Here is a 15743-nt window from a genome sequence, read left to right on the forward strand (position 1 = left end):
CCCCGCTCAGGCGTCTGCGAGCACGCCCCGCACCAGAGTGCGCGCGAGACGGCGCGCGGTGTGCTCAATGGCGCCCGGCTCCAGGCCGCAGACGTCGGACAGCACGATAACCGTCTCGATCCCCGCCAGGAGCGCCAGGCCCGTCACCAGCAGATCAAGCTGGGCCGGGGGGAGATCAACCGAGATCGGCGCCAGCGCGTCCCGAATCCAACCCAGACGCCGCCCGCCGCGCCAGCCGGGGGTCCCGGTGCCGGCGCTGGACACGCTCAGGAAGGTGCGAAACAGCGGCTCATGGGCCAGCACCATGCGCAGGATGGCGGCGACCACATCCTCGGCACGGGTGGCAAGGTCGCTGCCCGCAGGACTGTTGCCGAACGAGACCGCCTCGAACTCCTTGGCGATGGCATCCAGCACCGCCTCCTGCGCCATGGGCTCCGGGGCCGAGAAGTAGCGATAGGCGGTGGCGCGGGAGATCTGTGCCCGGTCGGCCGCCTCGGCCACGGTGGGGTGATGTCCCTCAGCCAGCAAATCGCGGGTGGCGGCGAGCAGGGTCTGGCGGGTGCGCGCCTTTTGGGCCACCCGGCCAGCGGTCTCTTGACGGTTCAAGTCTTCTCCTTATAAGACATAAATCTCATAACGAGAAAGTTGTACCATAAACTCGGAGCCGAGCAAACATGAGCCCCTCTTCTTCCCCCACGTCCGCCCTTGCTCCATGCGCCCCGCCGCCCCAGATCGGCTCTACTCTGCATCTGCTGGGGTCGCTGGTCACGTTCCGCGCCACCACCGCCCAGACGCAGGGCAGCTTTTCCCTGGTGGAGACCTGCACCGCGCCGGGCCAGGGCACACCGCCCCACACCCACGCCAGCGATACCGAGGCGTTCCTGGTGCTCGAAGGCGAGTATGAGTTCATGGTGGGCGAGGTGACCACGCGCAGCGGTCCCGGCAGCTTTCATTTCGTGCCTACCGGCACGCCCCACGCCTTCAGTAATCCCGGCGACCGGCCCGCCCGCATGCTGATCCTGCACACGCCGGGGCTCCAGCACGAACAATTCTTCCTGGAGGCCGGCGATCCGGTGGCCGATGCCACCCACTTCCCGCCGCTGGCACCGCCGGACCTGCCGCGCCTGATGCAAGCGGCCCAGCGCAACGGCATCGAAATGCTGCCACCGGCCTGAACCGGCTCAGTCCGTGTCGGGCTTGCCCTGGCGCAGGCTCTTGACGTTGCCGCGATGGCCCTTGGCGGTCAGGCGGCGCTCCTTGGAGGCCAAGGTGGGCCGGGTCTTGCGACGGGGCGGGGCCACCACGGTCGCCGCCCGCAGCATTTCCACCAGCCGGTCGATGGCATCCTGGCGGTTGCGCTCCTGGGTGCGGAACTGCTGCGCCTGCAGCACCACCACACCGTCCTTGGTCAGCCGGCTGCCGGCCAGAACCGCGGCGCGCCGCTTCACGCCTTCCGGCAGCGCCGGCGAGCCCATGAGGTCGAAGCGCAGTTGCACTGCGGTCGACACCTTGTTGACATTCTGCCCGCCGGGGCCCGAGGCCCGCACGAAGGTGAGGCTGATCTCGTCTTCGGAGATGGCGATGCGGGGCGTGATCTCGATCATGTCTCTCCCGCCTCACCGATCGCGGCACGGCCTTCTATGACAGAAGCCGCGCAGCCGGGCGAGAGGGGCTCAGACCGCGTGACGGTTTGCGGTGGGGCCGAAATGCTCCACATAGCGCGGGCTGATCACCGACACCGGCAGCACCACCAGCACGTCCGTGGTGCCGAACTGATGGTCCACCACCGCGCCGTCGCCCACGAAACCGCCCAGCCGCAGATAGCCCTTCACCAGCGGCGGCAAGGAATGCAGCGCCGCCTTGGGATTGATCGCCTCCGCCGGCATGCGGTTCATCTCCACATAGCGGTGGGGCAGCGCGCGGGCGCGCCATTCCTCCGGCGCCCGCGCATTGTGGTGCAGGAAGGAGAGCGGCAGAGCCAGTTCGTCGGGATTGGTGCCTTCCAGCGAGGCGCAGCCGAGCATGGCGTCGATCTTGTTGCGCAGCACATAGGCCCAGATCCCGTGCCACAGCAGCTCGACCGTCCGCTTGTTGCGATAGGGCTTGAGCACGCAGGAGCGGCCCAGCTCCAGGAACTTCAGGGTCGGATGGCCGTCGATGATGTGGCTGACGTCGAATTCATTGGCGGTGTAGAAGCCGCCGTGCCGGTTGGCCACCTCCTGGCGCAGCAGCCGATAGGTGCCCACCACCTTCGGCTTCTTGCGGCCCAGCACCATCTTGCCCGCATCGTGGTCGAGCACCAGGATATGCTCGCACACCGCATCGAAGGCATCGAAATCGCGCCGCGCCAGCCGCGAGGCGGCGTCCGGCAGCGCCGACATTTCCTCGTAGAACACCTTGTAGCGCAAGCGCTGGGCGCGGCGGACGTCGCGGGCGGTGCGGGCCAGGCGCACTTCCAGCGGCCCCAGGCGCCCCAGCACCACCGGCTCGCCGAACGGCACCGCCTCGCGGTGGCGGATGCCGCTATAGGCGCGGAAGTCGGTCATCAGCTTCTGCGAGGCGGCGGGAAAGGTGCCGGGCAGGAAGATCGGCTTGGCGTCCGGCCGTGCATCCCGCGCCAGCGGGCCGGGAAACAGCGGGCTCGGGAACAGCGGACCGGGGAATTTGGCGAAGCCTTCCTTGGCCACATCAATGCCCTTGCCGAACAGCGCCGGCAGACTGAAGGCCGCCTCGTCCTGGATGTCGCGCTTCATCGCACAGCCCCTCCCTACCGGCGCTGGCGGCTGCAGGTTTGCCCCGCGCCGCCGCAACGAACCGAGTGCACAGGCGACCGGGCCGGCCATGCCTGCCGGGGAAGGGGGCTCCTGCGAGACCGCCCACCGCCGAGACCGCCGACACGGGCCCCAGCGCACCCGCGCCGGATCCTTCGTGAACGACACCTTCACCATAGTTTTCAGAAGGGATTGTGACAATGCTTTCCCGAGCGGCTGACGCAGCGGGCATGGTTGCGGGGGTCAGCGGCACCATGTTAGAGGCGAGGCACTCCAGCGTCGCGCCCTCGGACGGGCGCCGGGGCACGAAATCGCTTGCCGACAAAGGGTTATGGCGATTCGGGACGACGGGCGCGGGCCGGCATCCGGCGCGCCCGGCACAGGGAAATCATCCGCCAGGACGGCCGCCCGGCCTCGCCGGGACGCCACCTTGGATTGCAGGGGGAAAGTCATGTCCAAGCTTCGCATGCGGGTTGCGGCCCTGTCCGTGGGATGCGCGCTGGTGGCCGGGGTCGCTCTGCCGGCGGCCGCCCAGCCGGCGCCGAGCGCCGTCACCACCGTGGTGGTGCCGGGCGCCGGGACGGTGACCGTGCTGTCCTACCGTGCCCAGGTGGTGAGCGCCGATCCGGCCACCAACCGGGTGGTGCTGGAAGGCGCCGCCGGCAAGCGCTGGTCGGTGCTGGTGCCGCCTTTGGCCGGCAACATCGCCTTGCTGCGCAACAGCGAGCATTTGCTGATCCGGGTGGTTCCGGGCGAGGTCACCGCGCTCGGAAAGGCCCAGCAGGGCAAGCCCGGCGAGGTCATGGCCGAGGTGGCGGTGAATGACGGCCTGCCCGGCTGGCCGGAAGGCTTCGGCATCCGCCAGGTGACCATCACCACCATGCTGGTGAACATCGACAAGACCAACGGCACCATCAGCTTCGAGGGCGCCGACGGCCTGGTGCGCACGGTCAAGGCGATGAACCCGCAGGTGCTGGCCAACCTCGCCCAGGTGCAATTGGGCGATCTGTGCCAGATCACCTATGTGGAAGGCCTGGCCATCAACGCCACCCGCTGATGCCATCGCCGGACGCGGCCTGCCCGCGTCCGGCCCCGCAATTCCCCGCAATTCCCCCGTTCGAACACCCTGTCTCAGACAGGATGTGACGCAAACCCTGTCTGAGACAGACCGGCGCGCGCCTCGCGCCGCGCCCCCCGGCGTCCTATATGGAGCCGGTGTCCACCCTGAAGCCGCGGCGCGCGCGCCCCCTCCCCGACGTGTTCGCCCGCTGGTTCGCCGCCCGCGGCTGGGCGCCGCGCACCCATCAGCTCGACCTGCTGGCCGCCGCCCGCGCCGGCAAATCCACCTTGCTGATCGCCCCCACCGGCGCCGGCAAGACCCTGGCCGGCTTCCTGCCCACCCTGGTGGAGCTGACCGAAGCCCGCGCCGCCCCGCCCAAGCGCAAGCCCCCCGCCCCCGCCGGGCGCACGCCGCCGCCGCGCACCTCGCCCTTGCACACGCTCTACATCTCGCCGCTGAAGGCCCTGGCGGTGGACATCGCCCGCAATCTGGAGGCGCCCATCACCGAGATGGGCCTGCCCATCCGGGTGGAGACCCGCACCGGCGACACCCCCGCCTCCCGCCGCGCCCGCCAGCGCCGCGACCCGCCGGACATCCTGCTCACGACGCCGGAGCAGATCGCCTTGCTGCTGGCCTCCAAGGAGGCGCCCCAGCTGTTCTCCGGCCTGAAACGGGTGGTGCTGGACGAACTGCATTCGCTGGTCACCTCCAAGCGCGGCGACCTGCTGGCTTTGGCGCTGGCCCGCCTGCGCACGCTCGCCCCCGGCCTCCAGACGGTGGGCCTCTCCGCCACCGTGGCCGAGCCGGACGATCTGCGCCGCTATCTGGTGCCTCAGGACGCCGACGCCCGCACCGCCCCCCGCGCCGGGCTGGTGGTGGCGGCGGGCGGCGCGCCGCCGGATCTCTCCATCCTGGAGAGCGAGGCCCGCATGCCCTGGGCCAGCCACACCGCGCTCCATGCCCTGGCCGAGATCTACGGCCTGATCGCCGCCCACCGCACCTCGCTGGTCTTCGTCAACACCCGCTGGCAGGCGGAGATGCTGTTTCAGGAGCTGTGGCGCATCAACGAGCTGAACCTGCCCATCGCCCTCCATCACGGCTCGCTGGATGTGGAGCAGCGCCGCCGGGTGGAGGCGGCCATGGCGGCGGGCAAGCTCAAGGGCGTGGTCTGCACCTCCTCGCTGGATCTGGGCATCGATTGGGGCGATGTGGACCAGGTGATCAATGTGGGCGCCCCCAAGGGCTCCTCCCGCCTGATGCAGCGCATCGGCCGCGCCAACCATCGGCTGGACGAAAGCTCCCATGCGGTGCTGGTGCCGGCCAATCGGTTCGAGGTGCTGGAATGCCGGGCGGCCTTAGAAGCGGTGGCCGCCGGCGCCCAGGATACCCCGCCCGAGCGCACCGGCGCCCTCGACGTGCTGGCCCAGCACATTCTCGGCAGCGCCTGCGCCGCCCCCTTTGCCGCCGATGCCCTCTATGCCGAGGTGCGCAGCGCCGCGCCCTATCGGGCGCTGACCCGCGCCGATTTCGATGCCACGCTGGATTTCGTCGCCACCGGCGGCTACGCGCTGCGGGTCTATGAGCGCTTCGCCAAGATCCGCCGCACCAAGGAGGGGCTGTGGCGGGTCTCCAATCCCCAGGTGGCCCAGACCTACCGGCTGAATGTGGGCACCATCGTCGAGAGCACCATGCTCAAGGTGCGCCTGGTCTCGGCCAAGGGATCGCCCAAGAACGGCCCCGCCGGGCGCCCGCGCTTCGGCGGCCGCATGCTGGGAGAGGTGGAGGAATATTTCATCGAGACCCTGGTGCCGGGCGACACCTTCGTCTTCGCCGGCGAGATCCTGCGCTATGACGCGCTGGTGGAAGATCAGGTCTATGTCTCCCGCTCATCGGCGCCCGAGCCGCGCGTGCCCTCTTATGCGGGCGGCAAGTTTCCGCTCAGCACCTTTCTGGCGGCGGGCGTGCGGGCGCTTTTGGCCGCGCCCAAGCGCTGGGCCGCCCTGCCGCTACAGGTGCAGGACTGGCTGAACCTCCAGAAGCAGCGCTCCCGCCTGCCCGGCCGCAACGATCTCCTGGTGGAGACCTTCGCCCGCTCCGGGCGCTTCTACATGGTGCTCTATGCCTTCGAGGGGCGCCTCGCCCACCAGACGCTGGGCATGCTGCTGACCCGCCGCCTGGAGCGCGCCCGCCTCGCCCCTCTCGGCTTCGTGGCCAATGATTATGCCATCGCCATCTATGCCGCCGCCGACATGGGCGCGGCCATCGCCGACGGGCGCCTCTCGCTGGCCGGCCTGTTCGATGCCGACATGCTGGGCGATGATCTGGAAGCCTGGCTGGACGAGAGCGCCCTGATGAAACGCACCTTCCGCACCTGCGCGGTGATCGCCGGGCTGATCGAGCGCCGCTTTCCCGGCAAGGAGAAGACCGGGCGGCAAGTGACCATCTCCACCGATCTGATCTATGACGTGCTGCGCCGCCACGAGCCCGACCACATGCTGCTGCGCGCCGCCCGCGCCGACGCCGCCACCGGCCTTCTGGACGTGCGCCGCCTCTCCGACATGCTGGCCCGCATCAAGGGCCATATCGTGCACCAGCCGCTGGAGCGGGTCTCGCCGCTCTCGGTGCCGGTGCTGCTGGAGATCGGCCGCGAGAGCGTCGGCGGCCCGGAGACGGCGGAGTTTTTGCTGGCGGAAGCGGAGGAGGAGCTGGTGCGGGAGGCGATGGGGTGAGGGGGGTTGACCGGTAGCGGCCATTCGGCCGCTCTCTCGTTATGTCGGTTTACTACCCAATTGCGTTCGTTCAGCACGATTTGCGTGCAATCTAAAACTGGCCGGGGGCGTCGCCGAATTGGCTGCGTAGCGGCGAGATTGTCAGGCACGGGGCTTCGTGGCTCGATGCTAGACGGAAGTTAAACTTGCATTTCTTCACCGTTTCCGTTCTTATTTCACGCGGGTGCGGACGGAGCGAGTGAAAGCTCGCTGGCTCGGAAGGGTCACTGTTACTAAATAAGGCTTCGGCCTTGGCTTCTGCTGCATTCGGCGACGAGTGCTTAGTTATCTTGAATTATTGCGTCCGCACCCTCAATGGAGTTTTCATGTCCGAAATGGGTTCCGAGGGGGAATATGTCCAAGACAAGATATGGATTACCTCACGCGCTCGGATGATGGGTGAAAAGCGCCTCCTCCGGTACAACAATTGGTCTTTATTTTTACTGGCATATTACTCTGTGTTCACAGTCGTGCTTTCTGTGTTTCCAGAGTACTTCAAGTCCACCTACACCTATTTCGACGGGATCTCGGTCACAGCTTCTGTGGCCGTGCTGGTCGCTTCTCTCGTCGTCGGCGGGTTCCGGTTTGAACGGACCGCCTCGCTATATCGCGATTGCTATCTTTCGTTGCAGCGACTTTACGAAGACGAAGGCGACTGTAGGTCAAAACAAAAACTCTATGCTGACATCTTGGTGGTCTGCCCCAACCACTCAAGCGGCGATTACCATGACTTCCTTTTCACGCACATCGTCCTTGAAGGAAAAGAGGTAAAGAGTAACGGTAAGCAGCTAAAATGTACTTTGTACATGAGGTTCGCTTACGTCTGGAGGCGGGTCGTCTTCTGGGCTCTGATGGCAATGCTCGTTCTGATCCCTCTTGCGTTCGCGGCAGGGCCCTTTGCGGCTAAGCATGCATGACTGCGCGCGAGCATTTCGACCGCCAGTTCACCCTTGAAAATTTAAAGAAAATCTTCAAGGACCGGATTGCTCACACGGCAACATCCGGAAAGGACGGAGTATCGCCAGACGCGTTTCAGAGAGTTATTGACTCTGAGCTTTCCCAAGCGCTCACCAGAATTCGAAATGGAACCTATCGTTTTACAACTTATCGCCAAAAGCTTGTGCTCAAGGGTGCGGGGAAAGCCCCGAGAGAGATCTCCATTGCGACTGTGCGTGATCGCATTATCTTACGAGCGATCAATAATGTCATTATTGAGTGTTTCTCAGATAAGCGCCAAGCCGCACCACACCATTACATTCATGAAATTTCGGGTTTGATCAAACCGTTAAGTAACGATTATTCTTTTGTGCAAATTGACGTTCAAAATTTCTACCCAAATATCATCCATGAACTGCTTATGCAGCGGGTTCGGTCACGAGTCCGAACCCATGAACTACTCAGCTTGATCGAGACGGCAATCCAAACGCCAACCGGCACTCCGTCACCGCAGAGATTGCCTAGGGGCATTCCCCAAGGGCTGAGTATCTCTAACATTTTGTCGGCGATTTACATGATTCGGTTTGATGAGATGATGCAGTCGCGTCACTCGTATTTTCGGTACGTCGATGACATTTTGGTAGTCTGCAAGACGGATAGCGCAGAGAAGACGTTTGCCTTCATTGCGAAGCAACTAGAAAAAATCGGCCTGCAGTGCCACCCGCGAGCTGAATTTAGCAAAAGCAAGATCGTTCCACTCAATTCCGGCGTCGACTATCTCGGATATTCCATAAAACCGAATATTATATCCGTGCGAAAGTCGTCATATCGCCGAATGATGGAGACCATAATGGGTGTCCTCACGGGGGCCAAGCATACGAAAAACAACAAGCGAATCCTCCGACGCCTAAATATCAAGATTACGGGCTGCATCTTCGATCAAAAAAGGCGAGGATGGATGTTCTTTTTCTCAATGACGACAGACATCAAGCAACTCCGTCGGCTTGATAAATTCGTAGAGCGAGCATGGCAACGCGCGGGTATGCAGCGATTTGGCCGACCCAAAACGTTTGTGAAGACGTACTACGAAGTCCGATATCGTTTAGACAAGACAACGTACATTCCTCGTTTCGATGAATACAGCAAGGCGCAGAAGGCGTCGCTGATCGCCGACATGATGGGTCATGAGGTGGCAGGGGTTATGGCTTGGCCGCAAGATCGGATTGATCGCACATTTGCGAAGATTGTGCGCAAAGAAGTTGCGCAACTGGAGAATGACATCACTCCAATCAGCTAGGGGTAGCTCCACCACGGGGTGAGCATCAACCCTTAGACAACAAGCTCGTCTCACATCGTCATGAACGACCAAAATGGGTGCACCCTTCCCTCGATACGCGCTGCTACTTGAATGACCACTTGTCCACATCTGTGCCCAGAATCCGCCATTCGGCTTCCCCTCCCAAAGCAGACATCGGTCGCCACCGCGGCGAATTTCCGCTCCTGCTGCGGAGGAGACATCCGCGCGGCGCCTACGCCCAGACCCAAACGCGCCGCCCCACGACCTGAACAACCTGACGCTTGATCTGGAGGCCATCGTCGCCGGCACGGCGGCGGGGCCGTCTCGCGGTTGATTGTCGAGGAACGAAACGCCAGACTGCGCATTATCTGACGATGGGCCACATGGCGCATCGCTCGCGTTTGGGAGGTTCCGTCGATGAAAATCTTGTCCTTACTCAGGGTCGGTCTGCTGGCATTGGCAGCGCTGGTTGGCGGCATGTCCATGGCGAACGCCGCGGACGGCACCGTCAAAATCCGCATCTTCAAGGCCGGGTTTGTGTTCGGCGGATCCGCCGGCGAAGGCGTGCTGACGTTTCAGGGCCGCCAATATCCGCTCGCGGTCGGGGGGCTGAGCTATGGCTTCACCTTCGGCGCCTCCGAGACGCGCTTTCATGGCAAGGTCCGCAATATCAAACGTGCGTCGGACATTTCTGGCGTCTATGCCCAGGGCGGTGCTGGCGCCGCCCTCGTCAAAGGCGCGCAGGTCGTCGTCCTGACCAACCAGAACGGCGCCGTTCTGGAGCTCACCGGCGAGCAGACCGGCGCCATCGTGAGCCTGGATTTGAGCGGACTGGCGTTGTCGCTGAAGTAAGCCGTCCACGGGTATCGGCGGGATGAATTCCGCCGATACCCGTCATCAGGCCTGCGACATCGCCCGCCGCTGGCGGCCATTATCGGCGCGGCGGCGTGACCGTCGCGCGCATCTGTTGCTGGTGTTGCCCACGTCGAACAACGCGCCCTCCCCCGGCCGTTTCACCCCCCTCCCTGCCCTCCCCCGCAAGGGGGGAGGGTTTGCCGGGCGCGGGTGGAGGAGGGCGCCTGAGAACTGGGGAGTGGGACGGGACGGGATCTTTCAGACCCGCGCCAACCGCGCGCCAGACCCCCTCCCCCCTTGCGGGGGAGGCAGGGAGGTGGGTGAAAGCCCGCCGATCATGCCCGCTGTGGCCAAGGCCCCCCTCTTCCGCCCAGGGACGCCCCGGGCTGGGCCGCGCACCCGCGAAGGCCCCGAAGCCCGGACACCCGCGCCATCTATGCAACCGCCCGCCTCAGTCCTAGTCTTGCCCCAGAACATCCGGGGGCACCCATGACCAAGACCACAAGCCTGTCGCTGGCGCCGCAATATCTGTTCCAGCCCATCGATCTGTTGAACGGCTTTCAGGCCGGATCGCAGTATAATCTCTTCAGCATCAACATGGGCGAGACCTCCAATCCGCAGGTGGAGCGGGAAGCCCTGCGGGTGGTGGGCTCCTATGGCCGCCAGATCGGCCATATCCAGGAGGCGCTGGAAGTGCTGCTCAAGCATGTGCCCATGGGCAAGCTGAATGGCGAAGAAAAGGAAGTGCTCAAGGTGCTGAAGCGGGACATCGCCTCGGTGCGGCGGATCAAGCAGAAGCTCGAAGAGTAGGCGCCCTCTCCCGGCGACAACCTCTCCTTGGGAACAACTTGGCCTTGGCGCCGTTTACCTCCGGCCCTGTGACCGGATCGAACGCTTATGCCCCTTGCCCGCCGCTCGATCTGCACCCTCGCGCTGCTGCTGGCGCTGACCGGGCCGGTGTTCGCGCTCACCGCGCAGGACATCAACCAGGCCAACTTCACCGCGCCGCCGCCGCCCACGAAGAAGAACGCCAAGACACCCGCGAAGACGCCCCCCAAGGCCGCCGCCGGGGCGCTGGATCCGCTCATCGTCAAGACCCAGGTGCTGCTCAGCCGCAAGAATGTCTCGCCCGGCGAGATCGACGGCCGCGACGGCGAGAATTATCGCAAGGCCATCGCCCAGTTCCGCCGGCTGAACGGGCTCGGCGACAGCACCCAGATGGATGCCGCCACCTGGCAGGCGCTGGGCGGACCCACGGCGGGGGACATCCTCGCGCCCTACAGCGTCACCGCGCCCGATGCCGCCACCGCCTTCGTGCCCGAGATCCCGCGCGATTACGCCAAGCAGGCGACGCTGAAGCAGCTCGGCTACAAGACGCCGACCGAGATGTATGCCGAGCGCTTCCACATGAGCGAGGCCTTGCTCAAGGCGCTCAACCCCACCGCCGACCTGCTGAAGCCCGGCGAGACCCTCACCGTGGTGGCGGCGCAGCGCACGGTGCCGCTCGCCCCCGTGGAGCGGCTGGAGGCGATCAAGGCCACCGGCATGCTGGTGGCCTATGGGGCGGGGGATGTGGTGCTGGCCAGCTATCCGGCCACCATCGGCAGCCGCGAGACCGCATCGCCGGAGGGCGAATATGAGATCACCCGCGTGGTGCACAATCCGCCCTATGGCTATGATCCGAAAAAGAATTTCCAGCAGGGCGCCAATAGCAAGCCGCTGGAGTTGCCGCCGGGGCCGAACAATCCGGTGGGCACGGTGTGGATCGCTCTGTCCAAGCCCACCTTCGGCATCCATGGCACGCCGGAACCGGCGCAGATCAGCAAGACCTCGTCGCACGGCTGCGTCCGCCTGACCAATTGGGACGCGGAAGATCTGGCCGGGCTGGTCAAGCCCGGCGTGCGCATGCGCTTCGTGGAAAAGCCCGCCGCATGAGGGCGGTGCGCCTGCTTCTGGCCTGTGCCGCCGGGATGATGCTCGCGGCCGCCCCCGGGACGGCAGCGCCCACGCCGCCTGCGCCTTTGCGCGGCGCCGCCGCGGCGCCGATGCCGAAGCCGGGACCGCATCGGGCGGCGAGCCGCGCGCCCCGGCTGCCCCCCGCGCCCCTGCCTTTGCCGCGTCCCCGCGAGCTCGCCGCCCCGCCGGTGGCGACGCAAGCGCCGGTGCCGCCACCCGCCCCCGCGACCCCGCCCCCCGATGCGGCGGAGATCGCCGCCTGCCGCGCCACCTTCGCGGATCTGGGCGGCGTAATCCTGGACGATGCGGCCGCGGACCCGCCGGCCGATGGCGCCTGCGCCATTTCCGGTCCCGTCACCTTCTCGCATCTGCGCCGCCCGGAGGGGCCGGACATCGCTTTGGAGAGCCCCATCACCGTGCGCTGCACCCTGGCGGTGGAACTGGCCCGCTGGATCGGCGCGGATCTGGCCGCCATCGCCACCGCCAACGGCACCACGCTGGCCAAGCTCACCGGCGTCGGCGGCCATGCCTGCCGCCCGCGCAACGGCCAGGCCGGGGCGCAGATCAGCGAGCATGCCAGCGGCAATGCCTTCGATCTGCTGGGCCTCACCTTCGCCGACGGGCGGGAGATCGCTCTGTGGCAGGCGGACCCGGCCACGCGGGAGATCCGCGCCGCGGTGCAGAAAAGCGCCTGCGCCCGGTTTCGCACCGTGCTCGGCCCCGGTGCCGACAGTTCCCACGCCAACCATGTGCATCTGGACATGCGCCAGCGCCGGGCCGACTTCGCCATGTGCCAATGGACCGTGGACTGAGACTCACGCCGCCTGCAGCGCGGCGAGATCCAGCTTGCCCATGGCCATGAGCGCCGTCATCACCCGCGGCGCGCGGCCGGGGTCGGCCAACAGCGGCAGCAGCCCCTTCGGCACGATCTGCCACGACACGCCGAAGCGGTCGGTGAGCCAGCCGCATTGGCCGGGCTGACCGCCATCGGCGCTGAGCGCGTCCCACAGCCGGTCCACTTCGGACTGGTCGTCGCAATCGATCTTGAACGATACGGCGGGCGAGAAGGGGAACTGCGGCCCGCCGTTCAGGGCCATGAAGCTCTGGCCGGCCAGGGTGAACTCCACCACCAGCACGCTGCCGGTGGGGCCGGAGGGCGTATCCACCGGATTGCGCAGGATCGCATCGATCTGCGACCCCGGCAGCAGGGAGGCATAGAAGCGCGCCGCCGCCTCCGCGACGCCGTCAAACCACAGGCACGGGGCGACCTTGGACATCCGGCGATCCTTTCTCGGCTCGGAGTGGCGCTCAGGCCTCGGCCGGCGCGTGGGCGGCGGTGGCGGCGGCCAGATCCATCCACATCACTTCCCAGATATGGCCGTCCGGATCCTCGAAGCCGCGGCCATACATGCAGCCATGATCCTGCACGCCGGTGGGATCGCTGCTGCCGCCGGCGGCGGCGGCCTTCGCCACCACATCATCCACATCGGCGCGGCTGTCGGCGGAGAGGCACAGCATCACTTCGCACTGGGTCTTGGCATCGACGATGGGCTTGGCGGTGAACTGGCGGAACTTGGCGTGGGTCAGCAGCATCACGTGGATGATGTCGGACAGCACCATGCAGGTGGCGGTATCGTCGGAGAATTGCGGGTTCCGCGTGGCGCCCACCTGCTCGTAGAAGGCGACGGCGCGGGGCAGGTCTGCCACCGGCAGGTTGACGAAGATCATCTTGGACATGGGCGCTCCTCTCAGCGGACCTGCCCAAGGACGAAGGCGCCCGCCCGGTTCCGACAGCACCGGACGAAAAAAGGCGCCCGAGCTGGATCCATCTCACGTTCCCAGGCACCGCCGGCCCCTGCCTTTGCCGCGCGAGCACCTATATGATCAGGGAACGCCCCGCCCCTTTTCGGATGCCCCCATGTCAGACCTCTTCACGCCGCTCCGGCTCGGCCAGCTCGAACTGGACAACCGCATCGTCATCGCCCCCATGTGCCAGTATTCGGCCAAGGACGGCGCCGCCACCGACTGGCATCTGATGCATCTGGGCAATCTGGCCCTCTCCGGCGCCGGCCTGCTGATCCTGGAAGCCACCGGCGTCGAGCCGGAAGCGCGCATTTCGCCCGCCGATCTCGGCCTGTGGTCGGACGCCACCGAGGCCGCCCTGGGCGACGTCATCCGCCGCATCCGGGTCTATTCGCCGATCAAGTTCGGCATTCAGTTGGGTCATGCGGGGCGCAAGGCCTCGTCGCAGGTGCCGTGGGAAGGCAGCGCCCAGGTGCCCCCCGGCGCCGGCGGCTGGGTGCCGTTCGGCCCCTCCGCGGTGCCGTTCCGCCCCGAGGACGTCACCCCCATCGCGCTGGATGCGGGCGGGTTGGAGCGGGTGAAGACCGCGTTTGCCGACACCGCGCGCCGCGCCGCCCGCATCGGCTTCGAGGCGGTGGAGATCCACGGCGCCCACGGCTATCTGCTGCACCAATTCCTCTCGCCGCTCTCCAACCAGCGCACCGACGCCTATGGCGGATCGCTGGACAATCGCATGCGCTTCCCGCTGGAGGTGTATGAGGCGGTGCGCGCGGCTTTGCCGGCTCACATCCCGGTCATCATGCGGGTATCCGCCACCGATTGGGTGGAAGGCGGCTGGGATCTGGAGCAGACCATCGCCTTTGCCCACGCTTTGAAGGATCGGGGCCTGGACGCCATCCATGTGTCGTCCGGCGGGCTGTCGCAATTGCAGCAGATCCCGGTGGGGCCGGGCTATCAGGTGCCGTTCGCGGCGGCGATCAAGGCGGCCACCGGCCTGCCCACCATCGCGGTGGGGCTGATCACCTCTCCGACCATGGCGCAGGAGATCCTGGCGGCGGGCGAGGCCGATGCCATCGCGCTGGCCCGCGGCATTCTCTATGATCCGCGCTGGCCCTGGCACGCGGCCGCCGCCCTGGGCGACAGCGTCCATGCGGCGCCGCAATATCTGCGCTGCCAGCCCTCGGGCCTGCGCCACCTGTTCCGCTGACGGCGGGGGCCGGCGGCTGCGCTTGCCGGCCCGTCCCCGATCGGACACAACATCCCATGCTCGATCGTACCGATTCCCCGCCGCTCCCGCTCGTGCCGCTGCACGGGGCCATGGTGCGGCTGGATCCGCGCGGCGCATTGTTCTGGCCGGACGAGAGCCTGCTGGTGGTGGCCGATCTGCATCTGGAGAAGGGCTCCGCCTACGCCCGGCGCGGCCAGATGCTGCCGCCCTACGACACCGCCGAGACCCTCACCCGCCTGGAGGCCCTGGTGGCGGACCTCCGCCCGCGGGTGATTGTCGCCTTGGGCGACAGCTTCCATGACCGCTGGGGCGCCGAGCGCCTGGACCCCGAGGCCCGCGCCCGCCTCACCGCTTTGCAACAGGGCCGCACCTTCATCTGGATCGCCGGCAACCACGACCCAGAGCCGGCAAAGGATCTGGGTGGCGAGTGGACGCGGGAATTGCGCGTGGGGCCGCTGGTGCTGCGCCACGAACCCAGCGCCGATGGTGCGTTGGGTGAAGTGGCGGGGCATCTGCATCCGGTGGCGCGCCTCACCGTGCGCGGCCGCGCCATCCGCCGCCGCTGCTTTGCCACCGATGGCGCCCGCTTGCTGCTGCCGGCGCTGGGCGCCTATGCGGGCGGATTGAACGTGCGCGACGGCGCGGTATCCGGCCTGTTCACGGGCGGCTTTGAAGCCCATCTCCTGGGCGAAGGCCGCACCTTCAAGATCGCCAGCCACGCCTGCCGGATGGATTGAAACGGAGGGGTGCGTCGGTTCGCGCCCTCCGCCATAGGTTGGAGGGGTAGCTCCGTCTGGCAAGCTGGCCGACGCCGTCGGCTACACCCCATACCGGAACCGCCAAAACCCATGTCGCAAATGGGCGCCGCCCCCGCTTGCACCCCCTCCCCCCTTGCGGGGGAGGGTTGGGGAGGGGGGTGAAACGCGAGACGATGCTGCGTGGTTGGATGTGGGCCAAGATCTGATGCGGGAGGCGGGCTCGGACGCTGAAGCGGCCGGTCACAGCCGGATACCGTTTCTCCCCCCTCCCTGCCCTCCCCCGCAAGGGGGGAGGGTTCCCCGCGCCTCAA

General features: G+C 66.5%; 16 protein-coding genes. 11 read left to right on the top strand and 5 right to left on the bottom strand.

What is annotated here, in order from left to right; genetic code table 11:
* Positions 1 to 6: 6 nt before the first annotated feature.
* Positions 7 to 606 (bottom strand): TetR/AcrR family transcriptional regulator, encoded by a 600-nt coding sequence (locus tag AAG816_RS19550; protein ID WP_341991348.1) that lies wholly within the window; start codon positions 604 to 606, stop codon positions 7 to 9.
* Between the two features lie 68 nt (positions 607 to 674).
* Here AAG816_RS19550 and AAG816_RS19555 point away from each other — a divergent pair, with 68 nt between their 5' ends.
* On the top strand, positions 675 to 1175 hold the full coding sequence (locus tag AAG816_RS19555; RefSeq protein ID WP_341991349.1) for a cupin domain-containing protein: 501 nt from the start codon (positions 675 to 677) through the stop codon (positions 1173 to 1175).
* Positions 1176 to 1181: 6 nt separating this feature from the next.
* On the opposite strand, the gene arfB is transcribed toward AAG816_RS19555, so the two are convergent.
* Complete coding sequence (gene arfB, locus AAG816_RS19560) at positions 1182 to 1604, bottom strand: alternative ribosome rescue aminoacyl-tRNA hydrolase ArfB (RefSeq protein WP_341991350.1); 423 nt, start codon at positions 1602 to 1604, stop codon at positions 1182 to 1184.
* A 69-nt stretch (positions 1605 to 1673) separates the two neighbouring features.
* Positions 1674 to 2753, bottom strand: coding sequence for a GNAT family N-acetyltransferase (locus AAG816_RS19565; protein WP_341991351.1), 1080 nt, complete (start codon positions 2751 to 2753; stop codon positions 1674 to 1676).
* A gap of 469 nt (positions 2754 to 3222) precedes the next feature.
* On the opposite strand from AAG816_RS19565, the gene AAG816_RS19570 reads away from it, so the two are divergent.
* The 8 genes from AAG816_RS19570 to AAG816_RS19605 all read left to right on the top strand — a co-directional run bounded on the left by AAG816_RS19570 (position 3223) and on the right by AAG816_RS19605 (position 12455).
* Positions 3223 to 3828 carry a hypothetical protein gene (locus tag AAG816_RS19570; RefSeq protein ID WP_341991352.1) on the top strand — a complete coding sequence of 202 codons (606 nt, stop codon included), beginning with the start codon at positions 3223 to 3225 and terminating at the stop codon, positions 3826 to 3828.
* Between the two features lie 149 nt (positions 3829 to 3977).
* A complete protein-coding gene (locus AAG816_RS19575) occupies positions 3978 to 6560 on the top strand; it encodes a ligase-associated DNA damage response DEXH box helicase (protein ID WP_341991353.1) in 2583 nt (860 codons plus the stop codon).
* 365 nt (positions 6561 to 6925) lie between these two features.
* Entirely contained in the window at positions 6926 to 7516 is a 591-nt protein-coding gene (locus AAG816_RS19580; RefSeq protein ID WP_341991354.1) for an SLATT domain-containing protein, read from the top strand.
* Complete coding sequence (locus AAG816_RS19585) at positions 7513 to 8832, top strand: reverse transcriptase domain-containing protein (RefSeq protein WP_341991355.1); 1320 nt, start codon at positions 7513 to 7515, stop codon at positions 8830 to 8832. Before AAG816_RS19580 ends, AAG816_RS19585 begins: the two co-directional genes overlap by 4 nt.
* Before the next feature lie 417 nt (positions 8833 to 9249).
* Positions 9250 to 9684: a hypothetical protein gene (locus AAG816_RS19590; protein WP_341991356.1), complete on the top strand. Its 435-nt coding sequence runs from the start codon at positions 9250 to 9252 to the stop codon at positions 9682 to 9684.
* A 492-nt stretch (positions 9685 to 10176) separates the two neighbouring features.
* Positions 10177 to 10497 (top strand): hypothetical protein, encoded by a 321-nt coding sequence (locus AAG816_RS19595; RefSeq protein ID WP_341991357.1) that lies wholly within the window; start codon positions 10177 to 10179, stop codon positions 10495 to 10497.
* An 87-nt stretch (positions 10498 to 10584) separates the two neighbouring features.
* On the top strand, positions 10585 to 11622 hold the full coding sequence (locus tag AAG816_RS19600) for a L,D-transpeptidase (protein ID WP_341991358.1): 1038 nt from the start codon (positions 10585 to 10587) through the stop codon (positions 11620 to 11622).
* Positions 11619 to 12455 (top strand): extensin family protein, encoded by an 837-nt coding sequence (locus AAG816_RS19605; protein ID WP_341991359.1) that lies wholly within the window; start codon positions 11619 to 11621, stop codon positions 12453 to 12455. The genes AAG816_RS19600 and AAG816_RS19605 overlap by 4 nt, the downstream gene beginning before the upstream one ends.
* Positions 12456 to 12458: 3 nt before the next feature.
* On the opposite strand, the gene AAG816_RS19610 is transcribed toward AAG816_RS19605, so the two are convergent.
* Both AAG816_RS19610 and AAG816_RS19615 read right to left on the bottom strand, forming a co-directional pair.
* Positions 12459 to 12920 (bottom strand): VOC family protein, encoded by a 462-nt coding sequence (locus AAG816_RS19610; RefSeq protein WP_341991360.1) that lies wholly within the window; start codon positions 12918 to 12920, stop codon positions 12459 to 12461.
* A gap of 31 nt (positions 12921 to 12951) precedes the next feature.
* Positions 12952 to 13380, bottom strand: a complete 429-nt coding sequence (locus AAG816_RS19615) for a VOC family protein (protein ID WP_341991361.1) — start codon at positions 13378 to 13380, stop codon at positions 12952 to 12954.
* A gap of 181 nt (positions 13381 to 13561) precedes the next feature.
* Between AAG816_RS19615 and AAG816_RS19620 the strand changes: the two genes are divergently transcribed.
* Positions 13562 to 14653: an NADH:flavin oxidoreductase/NADH oxidase gene (locus AAG816_RS19620; RefSeq protein WP_341991362.1), complete on the top strand. Its 1092-nt coding sequence runs from the start codon at positions 13562 to 13564 to the stop codon at positions 14651 to 14653.
* Positions 14654 to 14709: 56 nt separating this feature from the next.
* Entirely contained in the window at positions 14710 to 15411 is a 702-nt protein-coding gene (gene pdeM / locus AAG816_RS19625) for a ligase-associated DNA damage response endonuclease PdeM (RefSeq protein ID WP_341991363.1), read from the top strand.
* Positions 15412 to 15743 lie beyond the last annotated feature (332 nt).

The organism is Azorhizobium sp. AG788, assembly GCF_943371865.1.
Taxonomy (GTDB): domain Bacteria; phylum Pseudomonadota; class Alphaproteobacteria; order Rhizobiales; family Xanthobacteraceae; genus Azorhizobium.

Bases quoted from the DNA above. Each gene is read 5' to 3' on its own strand.
- AAG816_RS19585 (WP_341991355.1), top strand. From the start codon at position 7,513: ATGACTGCGCGCGAGCATTTCGACCGCCAGTTCACCCTTGAAAATTTA.
- AAG816_RS19620 (WP_341991362.1), top strand. From the start codon at position 13,562: ATGTCAGACCTCTTCACGCCGCTCCGGCTCGGCCAGCTCGAACTGGAC.
- arfB (WP_341991350.1), bottom strand. From the start codon at position 1,604: ATGATCGAGATCACGCCCCGCATCGCCATCTCCGAAGACGAGATCAGC.
- AAG816_RS19610 (WP_341991360.1), bottom strand. From the start codon at position 12,920: ATGTCCAAGGTCGCCCCGTGCCTGTGGTTTGACGGCGTCGCGGAGGCG.
- AAG816_RS19565 (WP_341991351.1), bottom strand. From the start codon at position 2,753: ATGAAGCGCGACATCCAGGACGAGGCGGCCTTCAGTCTGCCGGCGCTG.
- AAG816_RS19575 (WP_341991353.1), top strand. From the start codon at position 3,978: ATGGAGCCGGTGTCCACCCTGAAGCCGCGGCGCGCGCGCCCCCTCCCC.
- AAG816_RS19595 (WP_341991357.1), top strand. From the start codon at position 10,177: ATGACCAAGACCACAAGCCTGTCGCTGGCGCCGCAATATCTGTTCCAG.
- AAG816_RS19600 (WP_341991358.1), top strand. From the start codon at position 10,585: ATGCCCCTTGCCCGCCGCTCGATCTGCACCCTCGCGCTGCTGCTGGCG.
- AAG816_RS19615 (WP_341991361.1), bottom strand. From the start codon at position 13,380: ATGTCCAAGATGATCTTCGTCAACCTGCCGGTGGCAGACCTGCCCCGC.
- pdeM (WP_341991363.1), top strand. From the start codon at position 14,710: ATGCTCGATCGTACCGATTCCCCGCCGCTCCCGCTCGTGCCGCTGCAC.
- AAG816_RS19605 (WP_341991359.1), top strand. From the start codon at position 11,619: ATGAGGGCGGTGCGCCTGCTTCTGGCCTGTGCCGCCGGGATGATGCTC.
- AAG816_RS19555 (WP_341991349.1), top strand. From the start codon at position 675: ATGAGCCCCTCTTCTTCCCCCACGTCCGCCCTTGCTCCATGCGCCCCG.
- AAG816_RS19570 (WP_341991352.1), top strand. From the start codon at position 3,223: ATGTCCAAGCTTCGCATGCGGGTTGCGGCCCTGTCCGTGGGATGCGCG.
- AAG816_RS19590 (WP_341991356.1), top strand. From the start codon at position 9,250: ATGAAAATCTTGTCCTTACTCAGGGTCGGTCTGCTGGCATTGGCAGCG.
- AAG816_RS19580 (WP_341991354.1), top strand. From the start codon at position 6,926: ATGTCCGAAATGGGTTCCGAGGGGGAATATGTCCAAGACAAGATATGG.